General features: G+C 65.2%; 15 protein-coding genes. 5 read left to right on the top strand and 10 right to left on the bottom strand.

Annotated elements, in window-relative coordinates; translation table 11 throughout:
- The coding region (locus JHC81_RS10455) for a sigma-70 family RNA polymerase sigma factor (protein ID WP_292174225.1) at positions 1–457 on the bottom strand (457 nt) is incomplete at its 3' end.
- Positions 458–483: 26 nt separating this feature from the next.
- Positions 484–864 (bottom strand): DUF6249 domain-containing protein, encoded by a 381-nt coding sequence (locus JHC81_RS10450; RefSeq protein ID WP_292174222.1) that lies wholly within the window; start codon positions 862–864, stop codon positions 484–486.
- Positions 865–1,019: 155 nt separating this feature from the next.
- Here JHC81_RS10450 and JHC81_RS10445 point away from each other — a divergent pair, with 155 nt between their 5' ends.
- From JHC81_RS10445 to JHC81_RS10435, 3 genes are all read left to right on the top strand, one after another.
- Positions 1,020–1,850, top strand: a complete 831-nt coding sequence (locus JHC81_RS10445) for an endonuclease/exonuclease/phosphatase family protein (RefSeq protein ID WP_292174220.1) — start codon at positions 1,020–1,022, stop codon at positions 1,848–1,850.
- A gap of 78 nt (positions 1,851–1,928) precedes the next feature.
- Positions 1,929–2,168, top strand: a complete 240-nt coding sequence (locus JHC81_RS10440; RefSeq protein ID WP_292174218.1) for a DUF2188 domain-containing protein — start codon at positions 1,929–1,931, stop codon at positions 2,166–2,168.
- A gap of 159 nt (positions 2,169–2,327) precedes the next feature.
- Entirely contained in the window at positions 2,328–4,550 is a 2,223-nt protein-coding gene (locus tag JHC81_RS10435; protein ID WP_292174217.1) for a glycoside hydrolase family 3 N-terminal domain-containing protein, read from the top strand.
- Here the strand turns inward: JHC81_RS10435 and JHC81_RS10430 are convergent.
- Together JHC81_RS10430 and JHC81_RS10425 are read right to left on the bottom strand one after the other, a co-directional pair.
- A complete protein-coding gene (locus tag JHC81_RS10430; RefSeq protein ID WP_292174214.1) occupies positions 4,547–4,951 on the bottom strand; it encodes an arsenate reductase in 405 nt (134 codons plus the stop codon). The genes JHC81_RS10435 and JHC81_RS10430 overlap by 4 nt on opposite strands.
- The gene (locus tag JHC81_RS10425; protein WP_292174210.1) at positions 4,929–5,279 is read right to left on the bottom strand and encodes an arsenate reductase; all 351 of its coding nucleotides are present in this window, start codon (positions 5,277–5,279) and stop codon (positions 4,929–4,931) included. The genes JHC81_RS10430 and JHC81_RS10425 overlap by 23 nt, the downstream gene beginning before the upstream one ends.
- Positions 5,280–5,314: 35 nt before the next feature.
- Between JHC81_RS10425 and JHC81_RS10420 the strand changes: the two genes are divergently transcribed.
- Positions 5,315–6,148, top strand: coding sequence for a hypothetical protein (locus JHC81_RS10420; RefSeq protein WP_292174208.1), 834 nt, complete (start codon positions 5,315–5,317; stop codon positions 6,146–6,148).
- A 160-nt stretch (positions 6,149–6,308) separates the two neighbouring features.
- On the opposite strand, the gene JHC81_RS10415 is transcribed toward JHC81_RS10420, so the two are convergent.
- Positions 6,309–6,848 carry an SMI1/KNR4 family protein gene (locus tag JHC81_RS10415; protein ID WP_292174205.1) on the bottom strand — a complete coding sequence of 180 codons (540 nt, stop codon included), beginning with the start codon at positions 6,846–6,848 and terminating at the stop codon, positions 6,309–6,311.
- Between the two features lie 78 nt (positions 6,849–6,926).
- The gene (locus JHC81_RS10410) at positions 6,927–8,147 is read right to left on the bottom strand and encodes a patatin-like phospholipase family protein (protein WP_292174203.1); all 1,221 of its coding nucleotides are present in this window, start codon (positions 8,145–8,147) and stop codon (positions 6,927–6,929) included.
- A 164-nt stretch (positions 8,148–8,311) separates the two neighbouring features.
- On the opposite strand from JHC81_RS10410, the gene JHC81_RS10405 reads away from it, so the two are divergent.
- Positions 8,312–10,357, top strand: coding sequence for a TonB-dependent receptor (locus tag JHC81_RS10405; protein ID WP_292174201.1), 2,046 nt, complete (start codon positions 8,312–8,314; stop codon positions 10,355–10,357).
- A 50-nt stretch (positions 10,358–10,407) separates the two neighbouring features.
- On the opposite strand, the gene guaA is transcribed toward JHC81_RS10405, so the two are convergent.
- The 4 genes from guaA to JHC81_RS10385 all read right to left on the bottom strand — a co-directional run.
- On the bottom strand, positions 10,408–11,961 hold the full coding sequence (gene guaA / locus JHC81_RS10400; protein WP_292174199.1) for a glutamine-hydrolyzing GMP synthase: 1,554 nt from the start codon (positions 11,959–11,961) through the stop codon (positions 10,408–10,410).
- On the bottom strand, positions 11,961–13,421 hold the full coding sequence (locus tag JHC81_RS10395) for an RsmB/NOP family class I SAM-dependent RNA methyltransferase (protein ID WP_292174196.1): 1,461 nt from the start codon (positions 13,419–13,421) through the stop codon (positions 11,961–11,963). Before JHC81_RS10395 ends, guaA begins: the two co-directional genes overlap by 1 nt.
- Positions 13,418–13,828 (bottom strand): MAPEG family protein, encoded by a 411-nt coding sequence (locus JHC81_RS10390; RefSeq protein ID WP_292174195.1) that lies wholly within the window; start codon positions 13,826–13,828, stop codon positions 13,418–13,420. The genes JHC81_RS10395 and JHC81_RS10390 overlap by 4 nt, the downstream gene beginning before the upstream one ends.
- A gap of 11 nt (positions 13,829–13,839) precedes the next feature.
- Positions 13,840–14,468: IMP dehydrogenase (locus tag JHC81_RS10385; RefSeq protein ID WP_292174192.1), on the bottom strand; the 629-nt coding region annotated here is incomplete at its 5' end.

The following is a 14,468-nucleotide window of genomic DNA, read 5'->3' as shown; positions in this document are numbered from 1 at the left end:
GGGCGGAGGCGATCTCCGGATGGGCCATGCCTGCGCCGTGACACAGGGAGACGCACAGCCGCTCCGGCTCGCTGAGGGTTTTCAGGGCCTCGTCCAGGTCCATGCGGTCGCCGGGATGGGGCTGGTGGACCACTTCATCGTCCGTGACTTCATCGACATAGCGGGCCTCCTTGACGCAACGCTTGATGTAGAGCCGGGCCGCAATCCTCTTGATCCAGGCGGCGAAGGTTCCGTCGCCCCGGAACTCCGAGCACCGCTGGAAGGCCTGGATGAAGGCGTCCTGGGCGATGTCGTCGGCGACGGAGGCTTGCGCCCCCATGCGCCGCAGCAGCGCGCGCACCGGCGTACCGTGACGGCGGACCAGTTCGCCGAACTCTCGCCGCCCGCCCGCCGCCGAGAGGGCGGCGAGCTCGACGTCGTGCCGGTCGATCAGGGGCTTTTCGCGCGCCTGGATCATGATGGCATTCCCCCGGACGCTTCGGCTCAGTCCTTGTTCTTGTTGAAGAAGCTCAGGATGATGAAGGCCAGACCGATGGCACCCGGGATGGCGGCGAAACCGGCCACGAACTTCACGTCATTGTCGGCGCCATAGCCCAGCGCCAGGAAGGCGGCCGCGACACCGGCTGACAGGGCCAGAAGAATGACGCCCGTCCGCAGGTCGCGCGACGCCGACGGCAGCTTGCGAACCTGCTCCTTCGTCAGGGCATCGATCAGTTCGGGCGGCAGGGGCTGGCCGCGTTCGACGGCGGCCCGGAGGGTATTCTGCATCTCGCGCCGCTCACGGCTTTTCAGCCAGGCCGGGCCGACGACGATGGCGATGATCATGAAGATGCCCGACAGAGGGATCAGGATTTCGACGCCCATGGGATAGTCTCTCTTTCAATGACGGAGGCAGCGTGGCGCCGCGTCCTTCTGTCAACAAGAGGCAAGCAGGCGATCAAACGGATGCAGCCAATCTCAGATTCTTTTTGACCCGCGCGCCGCACGCAGGGACAAGGTCAGCCGCAAAGGAGACCGCCGTGATCGATCGCCGCCTTCTGTTGACAGGCCTTGTCGCGACACCCCTTATGGCCTGCGCACCCCTGCCCGCCTCGCTGCCCGCACCCGGGGCAACCCATGCAGAGCGCCAGCTGAAGCTCGTCACCTTTAATATCTGGCACAATCAGGGAGACTGGCTGGCACGGCTGGCGCTGCTGCTCGCAGATCTGCGAGCACAGGACGCCGACGTTATCGCGCTGCAGGAAGTCCTGGAGGACGCGGCGGTTGGCTTGCCAAATCAGGCGCAGACCCTGGCCGACGCCCTGGGCGGCTATCAGATGCAGTTCGTCTCCACCGATCCCGAGGGTGCGCCCCGTCGTTATGGCAATGCCATTCTGTCGCGCCTGCCGGTCGACCAGCACGACTGGAAAAAGCTGGAGCCGCTGGATGACTATCGCACCGCCGTCCGGGTGCGGGTCGCGGTCGACGGGCGACCCGTCGATATCGTCAACACGCATCTGGCCTGGCAGCAGGACGCCGCCGCCGTGCGGGCCCGCCAGATCGCCGATCTGATGGGCTGGCTGCCGCAGGACGAAACGCCCCTGATCGTCACCGGCGACTTCAATGCCCAGCAGACCGATCCGGGCCTGGCGAGGCTGAGGGGTCCCCGCTTCGCTACTGCCTTGCCCCACGGCGCGGTGGCAACCACGCTGAATCCGGCCAAGAACCATCCCGAACGCCAGATCGATCACATCTTCGCCGAGCGGGATCGCTTCACGATCGGTCAGGCCGGCCTGATCGGCGATCGGCCGACGAATGGCGAATATCCGTCGGACCATTTCGGGGTCGTCGCGACGATCAGCCTGCGCTGAGGTCACGCCGGGGCTGTTTCGGCAGCGTTCCGTCCTGTATCCAGTCCGTCACACAGCCTTTCCGAACCGGAGCCTGCCATGAGCCACGTCACCTATCGCATCGTCGAACACGACGGCGGCTGGGCCTATACGTCCAACGGCACCTTTTCAGAGACCTTTGCCAGCCACGACGCCGCCCGCGCGGCCGCCGTTGCGGTCGCCCGCGAACAGCGCGTGCCGGACCAGACGGCCGTGATCGAATACGAGAACACTTCCGGAGAATGGGTGACCGAACGCGCCGACGGCCACGACCGGCCGGACACCGACGTCGAGGGTTGACCGCAATCGCTTGTGATCGACGCCTGCGCTTCGTGGGGGTAGTCGAGCACCCGTCCTGCCGCTAGTTGTGCGATCTGTCATTGTGAAACCGGTTACATTATGCGTCCATTGTCTCAATCCGCATCGACGCGGAGATCCTTGCTGGCCGGTGGAGCCATAATGGCTGGACTGATGATGGCGCCGCGCATGTCGCTGGCGAAACAGGCCGAGGCGAAGGATCGCATCGATGACCTGATGGCGCGCATGACCATCGAGGAGAAGGCCGGCCAGCTGAACCTGATGAACGACCCGTTCCGCTGGCGGCCCGAGGGGGTCAATCCCGGCGACCGCCTGGACAGCGATCAGGCTCAGACGGCAGCGGACATCAAGGCCGGCCGTATCGGGGCCCTTTTCAATGGCGTGGGGGCCGCGACGACACGTCTGGTGCAGGACATGGCCGTGCGCGAAAGCCGCCTGGGTATTCCCCTGCTGTTCGCGGCGGACATCGTGCATGGCCTGCGCACAACCTTCCCCGTGCCGCTGGGCGAAAGCGCCAGCTGGGACCTAGACCTGGCCGAACGCACAGCCCGTGCCGCCGCAGTCGAGGGCGGCGCATCGGGCGTGCACCAGACCTATGCGCCCATGGTCGACGTGGCGCGCGACCAGCGCTGGGGCCGTGTGGTCGAGGGGGCCGGCGAGGACGTGCTGCTGAACAATCTGTTCGCCGCGGCCCGCACCAAGGGCTTCCAGGGCGACGATCTGGCCCACTGGTCCAGCCTGCTGGCCTGTCCCAAACATTTCGCGGCCTATGGCGCAGCGGAATCGGGGATGGATTACAACTCCACCGACATGAGCGAGGTCATGCTGCGCTCGGTCTATCTGCCGCCGTTCAAGGCGGCGCTGGACGCCGGGGCCCTGTCGGTCATGAGCGCCTTCAATGACCTGAACGGCGTACCGACCAGCGGCAACAAGTGGCTGCTGACCGACATCCTGCATGGCGAATGGGGTTTCGCGGGCTTTGTGGTGTCCGATTACACCTCCGAGGCCGAACTGGTCGCCCACGGATTTGCCGCCGACGGTCGTGACGCGGCGCGGATCGCCCTGATGGCCGGCGTCGACATGTCGATGAAGAGCGGCCTTTACCTGCGGCACATCCCCAGCCTGATCCAGACCGGAGAGGTGCCGATCGCCCGCGTCGATCAGGCGGTGCGGCGGGTCCTGATGACCAAGGCGGCGCTGGGCCTGTTCGACAATCCTTATCGTGGCTCGGACGTCGCGGTGGAGCGGCGCGTAGTCGGCAGTCGCGATCACCTGGCCCTGGCTCGCGAAGCCGGGCGCAAGTCCATCGTGATGCTGAAGAATGAGGGCGGTCTGCTGCCCCTGCCCAAGTCGGGCCAGCGCATCGCCCTGATCGGGCCGTTCGGGGCCGATGCCGCCGATGTGTTCGGCCCGTGGTCGATCTTCAAGGACACCGATCTGGCGGTGTCGCTGGAACAGGGCCTGCGTCAGGCGCTGCGCGATCCGAACGCCCTGACCGTGGTCAAGGGCTCCGACGTCGAGGCCCCCCTGCCCGGCGGCGTCGAGGCGGCGGTGGCCGCGGCCAATGAGGCGGACGTCGTTCTGCTGGCCATCGGTGAATCGTCTGTGATGTCGGCGGAGTCCAAGTCACGCGTCAGCATCGACATTCCCGCCCCTCAATTGGCCCTGGCCGAGGCCGTGGCCGCGACGGGCAAGCCCGTGGTCGTCCTGTTGCGTAACGGGCGCGGCATGGAGCTGTCGGGTGCGGTCGCCGGGGCGAACAGCATTCTGGTGACCTGGTTCCTGGGATCGGAGACGGGTCACGCCATCGCCGACGTTTTGTTTGGCGATCACGAGCCGACGGGCCGCCTGCCGGTCAGCTTCCCGTTCCGCTCGGGCCAGTCGCCCTTCTACTATGCGCACAAGGCGACGGGGCGCCCGTCCCAGCCGACGGATCAGGAGTTCACCTCCAAGTTCCGCGAGGTGCCGCACGCGGCGCTCTATCCGTTCGGCCACGGCCTGACCTATGCCTCCATCGACTGGTCCGAGACGCGGCTGTCATCACAGACCATGGCCTGGAACGGCCAGATCGAGGCCAGCGTCACCCTGACCAACGGCGGCGACCGCGACGTCACCGAGGTGGTTCAGCTGTATATCCGCGACCGCGTCGCCTCCCTGACCCAGCCGGTACGGTTGCTGAAGGCGTTCCGGCGCGTGACGGTGCCCGCAGGCAAGTCGGTCGAGGTGACGATGCCCCTGACGTTCGACGATGTGAAGTTCATGGGTCCGGATCACACGATGATCGCAGAGCCCGGCCTGTTCGACGTCTGGCTGAGCGCCAGCGCCCAGACCGGTCAGGCGGCGCAGTTTACCCTGGTCCGCTAGGCGAGCGCCGCCGCGTAACGTTCCGGCTTGAAGCCCACGACTGTCCGGTCGCCCAGATCCAGCACCGGGCGTTTGATCATCGACGGCTGGGCCAGCATCAGGGCGACAGCCCTGTCCGCATCCAGCCCCGCCTTGTCCGCCTCCGGCAAGGCCCGGAACGTCGTCCCGGCCCGGTTCAGCACCGTCTCCCACCCATGCTCGGCCACCCAGGCCTCCAACCGGGGCCGGTCGATGCCCGCCTTTTTGTAGTCATGGAAGGTGAAGGCGGTGCCGTTCTGGTCCAGCCAGACGCGGGCCTTCTTGACGGTGTCCCTCTTTGAGAGGGTTGATTTTGTAGGTGGGAAAGCCAGTCGGTTCGGATGCCGTAGAAAACGGGGGTTAGACCGACAATGCGGCCTCATAGACTTCCGGCTTGAACCCGACGATCCGACGATCGCCCAAATCCAAGATCGGCCGCTTGATCATCGAAGGCTGCGCCAGCATCAGGTCGACTGCCTTGCTCGCATCCAGATTGGCTTTGTCGTTATCAGACAGTTTTTTGAAGGTCGTGCCCGCTCGATTGAGGACGATCTCCCAGCCGTGTTCGACCACCCACTGTTCGAGCGCTCGGCGCTCCACGCCTTCCTTCTTGTAGTCATGGAAAGCGTAGGGAACCTGATTTCCGGCTAACCAGTCCCTAGCTCGCTTGACGGTGTCGCAGTTTGGAATCCCGTACATCGTAACGGTCATTTGGAGCGCCCATGGAAGCCGCCTAACGTCGGCAAATGCTCTTCTCTGCTGAACATCGCCTGCTGGCTCAAGAGGGCCATTTGGCAAGCTCGTCACTGCTCTCGGGTTTCGAGGCGCTGGCTAAGATCGACTATGATCGAGCGGGCACAATCTATTCCACTCTGTTCGCTCTCTCGGTGGGACTGGAGCGGATGATGAAAATCGCTGTCATCCTTGAACACAAGCTATCGAACGATCTCGCTAACCCGTCCGACAAACAGCTCAAGGCGTACGGTCACTCCCTCACGGGGTTGTACGCCAAGCTAAAGAACGTAGCCGCTACACGAGGTCAGACGCTTGGATGGTTCGAGGTAGATACAACACAGGGCGCGTTACTGGGTGCCTTGTCTGAGTTTGCGCGAGGCTCCCGCTACTACAACTTCGATCAGTTAGGAAAAGGCAGTGAGAATCCCGACCCGTTGGTTCACTGGTTCAACGTCCACATGCAAGTTGCAGAGGACAGCCTGAGCTACAGGCGACGGTCTCAGATAATGTCAAACGCACAGCAGTTCTGCGAAAAGCGAGGATTGTTCGGTTGGGAATGGGGATACCGCGGTCGGTACGATCTGACCATCGACGTCACCTATGAGCATGAGGTGGCACGAGTCAGCCGCGGCCACTGTGTCTGGACTATCCTTGAGATCATCCAGCCAATCTACAGGTTGATCGACCTACTAGTTGAGGAAGCCCACCAACTCGAAAGTGCCAAGGGCGCAACATCAAGTGGCGTTCCCTATCTCACCGAGTTCTTCCCGTTCTGCTTTGCGACAAGAGACGACGCGGTCAGGCGTAAAGCGTGGACGAGGCTATTCAGATTCGCCGGCCGTTAGGCACCAGATTGTCTACAACCCTGACAGGTTGCTCGCAGTTGGGGATGCCGTAGAGTGTCAGGGTCATGTGGATGGATTAGCCAAGGTCGGCTTGGGGCTACAAGTCCGATGTCTGTTCACGACCCTGAGTTGATGCACAGCAGCTGGTCCTGACGAGAAATCAGAGAGGCACATTGGCCCATTCAGGACCGTTTCGCTCCACGAGATCGGACCAGAATGGGATGAACTTGAAGGTATTGAGCATCATTGGCTTGCGGATTATTTCCGGGTGAAACTCCCTTTCGAGGTAATCCTCCAAATTGGTGCCGTAATAAATCACATCTGACTGCATCACGGAGAATACGGGATTTCCTACTTCATTCGGCAACTGCGGAATGAAGCGGTGAGCTATAATCGGGATAAGCGGCGGCGCTGCTTGTACGACAGATGAGACGACCTCGGCTCGCTCTTCCGCAGATCGTGGCCTTTCTCCCCACTCTGGCCACCAGAGCACGTTGTGCTCGACATCGAACAACAGCCCGCTGAGAGGAGTTCCAAGAACGGCCCTGATGCCGACTTCGTCCGTGCGCCAATCCCAGCCCCAAATGGGACGGCGGTCGAGCAGAAGCTCTACGAGATCGGGCGGAAAACAAAGCCCAAATCGTTCCTGCGCGGTATCGAGCTCACCTTGGGTATAGCCCGTGGCCCAAAGATTTTTCATTTGCCCTCAATGCAAATACGCAATGTCCACGAACCAAACTCATTAGGTCGTTGGGGTGCCCCCTTTAGCTTTTCTGCCCTACTCATCTTCATCTGAAGCTTCGCCCGCCTCCCCCGCAGGATCCCGCGCGATGGCCGCGACCGTCGCCCCTGCGTTCATCGCGCTCCAGGCCTGACCGGCGGCGGCGCTGGAGCGGCCCAGTTCGAACAGGGACTGCATCGACTCCTGGCTGAAATCCAGGCTGGAGACCGTGCGGTCGCCGGGGATGGCGGCGACGCGGAAGGCCACGCCATTGCGCTGGGCGAAGGTGGCATTGGCGACCAGGTGAGTGCGCAGGGCGGCCTTGCTCATACTGTCATAGGCCCGCGCCAGAATGGCCGGCAGGCGGCCGCGCACGACGCGGTAGTCCCGGCTGACCTGGCCGTTGACCAGCACATAGATGGCCGCCCGGTCCGGAGAGGCCGCCACGCCGGGGACCGGGTCGTTCCAGCCCAGCATCGCCTCGGGCACCGCCAGGAAGGGCATGTTGACCCCGCCATCGACGTGCATCTCCTCCACCAGACGCCCGTCGGTCAGGCCCGCGATCATGACCGGCGGAAAGACGCCCGGAATGCTGGCCGAGGCCACCAGCACCTGGCGGAACAGCGTCAGGGCCTGTTCGTCGCCCTGGGTCGCCAGAACCCCCATGTCCCAGATGACCGATTCCTCGCCATCCAGATTGGTGGTGACGACCAGCAGGCGGCGGCCCTGGGCATGCTCGACGGCTATGGCCTGCAACAGCTCGGGCGTGACATTGTCGTCGACCAGTTGCTTCAGCTTTCCGGGGCTGAACAGGCTGGGGGCCACGAAGGCGGCCAGGCCGCGCGGGCCCAGAATGCCGTCGGCCTGACCGCTGGCATAGGCGGCCTGAAGCTCGTCGTCCCAGTCGGAGCCCAGATAGGCGAACGGCGCGGCCAGGGCCCCGGTGCTGATGCCCGTGACGATGTCGAAGCGCGGGCGGGTGCCCGTCTGGCTCCAGCCGACCAGAACGCCCGCCCCGTAAGCCCCATTCGCGCCGCCGCCTGACAGGGCCAGAATGTTTCGCTGGGCTTCACCTTGGCCCAGACCGGCCGCGAACTCCTCGGCCAGGGCGCGCAGCTTGTCCTCGTCCCCGGCCCGGATGCGCGGATCGACGGTGGGGGCCAGCTGGCCCTCGAGAACGCGCAGGGGCACCGGATCGGGCCGCTCGATCGTTCCGCAAGCGGTCAGGGCCAGCAGGACCGCGCCCAACCCCAGGCCACGCGACAGCATCCTCAACATCGACCGCTCCCAAGGCTGAAGACCAAACTCACGCTCTCTAGCGCAACTGGCTCAATCACACACCTGTAGCGAGCTCGCGGATTACGGGATCGTCATGATCGCGGCCTTGACGGGTCGGTATGTTATTTCATAACACATCACTTCCTTCCCCGAGAGAGTTTGCCATGCGTTACCGCCCCTCCACCCGCACCCTCCTGCTGGCCGCCACGGGCTGGGCCGCGTTCGGCGGCATGGCAGCGGCCCAGTCGGTGCCGGCACAGACCGAGCCGGTCGAGTTGGAAGAGATCATCGTCACCGGCCAGCCCTTCGGCATCAGCCAGAACGCCACCACCATCGCCACCAGCGTGGTGGATGAAGACGCCCTGGCCATCGCCCCTGCCTCCTCGCTGGGCGACCTGCTGAATGGCCTGCCGGGCGTGCGCTCCACCGCCTTTGCGCCCGGATCGAGCCGTCCGGTGATCCGGGGCCTGACCGGGCCGCGCGTTCAGGTACTGACCAACGGTGTCGGCCTGATCGACGCCTCGTCCGTTTCGCCCGACCACCAGGTTGCGACCGATCCGGCGGAATCGAACCGCATCGAGATCATTCGTGGGCCCGCAACCCTGGCTTACGGTGGATCGGCCATCGGCGGCGTCGTGAACATCCTGGACGGGCGCATTCCGGAAGAGCTGCCCGAGGGCGGTATCGACGGCTCGATCTCGGCCCAGACCTCGACCGTCGATGACGGCACCGCCTTCAACGGTCGCGCCACTGTCGCGCTCGGCCAGTTCGCCCTGACCGTCGATGCGGTGACCAAGGACGCGAACAGCTATGACATCCCTTCCTCGCCCATCTCGGCCCGGCGCGCGGCGGCCGACGGGATCGAGCGGCCCGACACCGGCGGCGTCCTGCCCAACAGCTTTTCGCAGCTGGACGCCTGGGGCGTCGGCGGGTCGTACATCGCCGACAAGGGCTTCTTCGGCGTATCGTACAAGGAAACCGACAGCACCTATGGCGTGGTGGCCGAAGAGGGCGTCTTCATCGACCTGCAGCAGGAGCGGTTTGACGCGCGCGGCGAATACCGCTTCGACGCCGGCCCGTTCCGCTCGATCCGCGGTACCTATGGCCAGGCCGACTATACCCACACCGAATTCGAGGGCCCCGGCGAGCCCGGCACCATCTTCAACTCCGATGGCCAGGAGGCCCGGCTGGACCTGGTCCAGCGCGAGCGTGACGGCTGGAACGGGGCCATCGGCATCCAGGCGCTGGAGCGCACCTTCGAAGCCATCGGCGAAGAGGCCTTCGTGCCCACCACCGATATCGAGGAACAAGGCATCTATACCGTTCAGCGGCTGGACCGCGACGGCTATGGCTTCGAGGGCGGCTTGCGCTACGACCGGCGCACTCTGACAGCGACACCGCTGTCGGGCGGAGACGAGATCCAGCGCGAGTTCGACAACTGGTCCGCGTCGGCCGCCGCCTTCCTGCGCCCCGCCCCCGGTCTGTTCCTGGGCCTCAGCCTGTCGCGCACCGAGCGCGCGCCGTCAGAGGTCGAGCTGTTCTCGGACGGCGTCCACATCGCCACCGCCGCCTATGAGCTGGGCGATGTGACGCTGGATAGCGAGAAGGTCACGACGCTGGAGGGCACGGTCCACTACGATCGCGGAGCCTTCCGCAGCGACCTGCACGTCTATGCCTCCAAATACGACGGCTTCATCGACCAGCGCGACACGGGCGAGGTGTTCGAGTTCGACGAGGACGGCGAGATCGAGGAGTTTCCGATCTTCGCCTACCTGCAGACGGACGCCGAATTCAAAGGCTTCGAGGCCCAGGCCGCCTATGACGTCTGGACGTCGGGCAGCCAGGTCGTGACGCTGGAGGCCGCCGCCGACTATGTCGATGCCGATACCGATCTGGGCCCCGCCGCGCGCATCCCGCCCTATTCGCTGACCGGCCGGGTGAAGTACGCCTCCACCCCGTTCGACGTGGCGCTGGAAGTCCGTCACGTGGGCGAGCAGGACGAGGTGGCCGAGTTCGAACTGCCGACCGACAGCTATACCCTGGTCAATCTGTCCGGGGCCTGGCGTCCGTTCGCCGACAGGAACGTCACCGTCTTCGCCGAGGGCCGGAACCTGACCGACGAGGAGGCGCGCGAGCACGTCTCGTTCCTGAAGGACATCGCGCCCCAGCCGGGCCGGAACCTGCGGGTCGGCATCAACTACCGCTTCTAGAACCGGAAACGCCCCTGACAGCGACTGTCAGGGGCGTTTTTGCGTCCAGCCTATTCCCACTCGATCGTGCCGGGCGGTTTTGAGGTGACGTCGTAGACGACGCGGTTCACGCCTCTGACTTCGTTGACTATCCGCGTTGCACACTTGCCCAGAACGTCCCAGGGAAATTCGAAGAAGTCCGCCGTCATGCCGTCGGTGGAGGTCACGGCACGCAGGGCCAGCACCTTCTCATAGGTCCGCGCATCGCCCATCACGCCCACCGTCTTGACCGGCAGCAGGACGGCAAAGGCCTGCCAGATCTTGTCGTAGAGGCCGGCCTTGCGGATTTCGTCCAGATAGATGGCGTCGGCCTGTTGCAGGGTCTCGACGGCGTCCGGCGTGATCTCGCCGGGAATGCGGATGGCGAGGCCCGGTCCCGGGAACGGATGGCGCCCCACGAAGGCGTCGGTCAGACCCAGTTCGCGACCCAGGGCCCGTACCTCGTCCTTGAACAGTTCACGCAACGGCTCGACCAGCTTCAGCTTCATATAGTCCGGCAGGCCACCGACGTTGTGGTGGCTCTTGATGACATGGGCCTTGCCGCTGGAGGACGACACGCTCTCGATCACATCGGGATAGAGAGTGCCCTGAGCCAGGAACTCGGCACCGTCGATCTTCGACGCCTCGCGGTCAAACACCTCGATGAAGACCCGGCCGATGGTCTTGCGCTTGGTCTCGGGGTCCGACTGGCCAGCAAGCGCGCCAAGAAATTCTTTCGACGCATCAACGTGTATCAGCGGGATGTTGTAGTGCTCGCGGAACAGGGTCGTGACCTGTTTGGCCTCGTCTTTGCGCAGCAGGCCCGTATCGACGAACACGCAGGTCAACTGGTCGCCGATCGCCTCGTGGATCAGCACGGCCGCAACCGACGAATCGACGCCGCCCGACAGGCCGCAGATCACCTTGGCGTCGCCGACCTGTTCGCGGATCTGGGCGATCTTCTCGTCGCGATAGGCGGCCATGGTCCAGTCGCCCTTCAGCCCGGCGATGCCATGGGTGAAGTTCTTCAGCATCTGATGGCCGCGCGGGGTGTGCATCACCTCCGGATGGAACTGGACCCCGTAGAAGCGGCGGGTTTCGTCGGCGATGACGGCGTAGGGCGAGCCCTCTGACGTGGCGACCACGTCGAAGCCTTCGGGGATGGCCACGATCTTGTCGCCGTGGCTCATCCAGACCGTCTCGTCCTCGCCGACGGGAGCCAGGTCGGCCAGCAGGGGCGATGATTTCTGGACGGTGATCTCGGCGCGACCGAACTCGCGGGTGTGGCCGCCCTCGACCTTGCCGCCCAGCTGCTCGCACATAGTCATCTCGCCGTAGCAGATGCCCAGGACCGGCACGCCGGCTTCGAAGACGCCCTGCGGCGCGCGCGGGCTGCCTTCCTCGTGCACACTTTCGGGACCGCCGGACAGGATGATGGCGGCGGGCTTCATGGCAGCCAGCGCCGCCTCGGCCTTCTGGAAGGGATGGATTTCGCAGTAGACGCTGGCCTCGCGCAGGCGCCGCGCGATCAGCTGAGTCACTTGGCTGCCGAAATCGACGATCAGAACCTTTTGGTGGTCGGTCATCAGGTCCTCTCGTAAAGCGCGATGAAGAAGCCGTCGGTGCCGGTGGAGGTGGGCGACAGGCGCAGGGTGTGGCCGTTCGCAGCCTTTGCCAGCGTGGCGCGGGCGGCATCAGTCAATGTGGGTGTGGCAACCAGATCGGCGACGGCCACCGGACGGAAGCCGGGGTTCGCCGCCTCGAAGGCCTCAACCGTGGCTTCGTTTTCGGCGCGCAGGACCGAACAGGTCACATAGGCCAGACGCCCGCCCGGCTTCACCAGCTGCGCCGCCTGGTTCAGGATACGCCGTTGCAGGGCATGCAGCCGCTCGACCTCATCGGCCTTCAGCCGCCAGGCCTCCTCAGGGTGACGACGCCAGGCGCCGGAGCCGGTACAGGGCGCATCGACGAAGACCAGATCCGCCTTGCCGTTGAACTCCTCCACACCGCCGCCATTCTGGCCGATCAGGCGCAGGTCGGCGGCGACGCCCGCCCTGGCCAGGCGTGGCTGGATGTTGTCGAGCCGCTTCTGCACGACGTCGCAGGCGATGAGGCCCCTTCCCTTCTCCCCTTGCGGGAGAAGGTGGCCCGCGGAGCGGGTCGGATGAGGGGTTTCTCCACCATCAGATGAGTGGCTGCTGGAAGCCACAGGCGACCAGCTGCGCGACCCCTCATCCGTCGGCCTGCGGCCGCCACCTTCTCCCGCAAGGGGAGAAGGAGCCATGATCTGGGCCAGGGCCAGGGTCTTGCCACCGCCGCCTGCGCAATAGTCGACCACGACGCTGTCCGGGGTCAGGGATAGTCCCGCTCCGGCCAGCCAGGTCACAAGCTGGCTCCCCTCGTCCTGAATCTCGACACGACCGCCGTTGAAGGCCTCGAGCGCCTGGACGTTCGGGGCCGGTTCGGACGGCAGGCGCAGGCCCACGGCCGACCAGGGCATGGCCTCCGGCTTCAGACCCGCCGCCGTCAGTTCGGCCTTCGCCGCCTGCGTCGTCGTGCGCGCCGTATTGACCCGCAGATCGACCGGGGCCCGCGCCATCAACCCTTGCGCCTGCGTGGACCAGTCGTCGCCGAAGGTCGCCTTCAAATCCTCGATCACGAAGGCGGGCAGACCGGCGACCGCACCGTCGGCGTCATCACCCTCCCCGGCCTCGATACGGGCGCGTTCCTGTTTGGACAGCGGGCGTGGGCCGTAGCCATCGCCCGAATGCAGGGCCTCGATCTCTTCCAGCGACAGCTGATCCAGAAACGCGAGGGAGCCGATCACCAAGGCGCGCCCATCCTCGCGTCCACCCATGGCGCGGACCAGACGACCGCGCGAACGCAGCACCAGATAGACCCGCTCGGCGATGGCACGGCGGTCCTTGGACCCGGCGTAGCGGTTGGCCGTGCCCCAGGCCTTGATGACGACATCGGCGGGCGCGCGCCCTTGGGTGATGCTGTCCAGAATGGAGGCGGCGGCGACGAGGCGGGCAGCTGGGGTCAAGACGATCCGATCAGGGTCAACAGGGGAGCCGCGATCACCATCAACAGTCCGACCAGCGAGACCAGGAAGACGACCGTGCGAAGATAGGGCACGCCAAAGGCGTACAGGGGCACATAGACGACACGGGCCCAGAAATAGAGGGCCGCGCCCCACAGGGTCAGACCGTCCTGAACCCCGATGACATGCGCGATCAGAACCGCGCCGATGAACAGCGGCAGGGTCTCGTAGAGATTGGCCTGGGCCCGCTCCAGACGCCCTGTGACCGGCGAAACCGGCGGCATGTCGCCGTCGCGGGCCCCGGCATTCCACTTGGCACCATACTGGGCCGTACGACCGGCGGCAGGCAGGAAGATCTGCACCACCGCCAGGATCAGGGTCGCAGACAGATAGATCAGTTCGGTCGTCATGAACCTGTCCCTCAGCCCTGCCGGTAGTTCGGCGCTTCGCGGGTGATCATCACATCGTGTACGTGGCTTTCACGCAGACCCGCGCCGGTGATCCGCACGAAGCGGGCGCGTTCCTGAAGCTCGGGAATCGTCCCGGCACCGACGTAGCCCATGGCGGCGCGCAGGCCGCCGACCATCTGATGCAGCACGGGTGCGATCGGGCCCTTGTAGGGGGTCTGACCCTCAATGCCTTCGGGCACCAGCTTCTGGCTGTCCTCGACTTCCTTCTGGAAATAGCGGTCGGCCGAGCCGGCCCCCATGGCCCCGACCGAGCCCATGCCGCGGTACGACTTGTAGGACCGGCCCTGATAAAGGAAGACCTCGCCGGGGCTCTCGTCTGTGCCGGCAAACATCGACCCCATCATGGCCACGCTGGCCCCGGCCGCGATGGCCTTGGCCAGATCGCCCGAATATTTGATGCCGCCGTCGGCGATGACAGGAGCGCCCGACCCCTTGGCGGCGCGAACCGCTTCCATGATGGCCGTCAGCTGGGGCACGCCCACGCCCGCGACGATGCGGGTGGTGCAGATGCTACCCGGGCCGATGCCGACCTTCACGGCATCCGCGCCCGCGTCGATCAGGGCGCGGGCGGCGTCATAGG

Origin of the sequence: Brevundimonas sp. (genome assembly GCF_016463295.1) — a bacterium.
Taxonomy (GTDB): Bacteria; Pseudomonadota; Alphaproteobacteria; order Caulobacterales; family Caulobacteraceae; genus Brevundimonas.
This window is presented reverse-complemented; position numbering and strand designations above follow the sequence as displayed.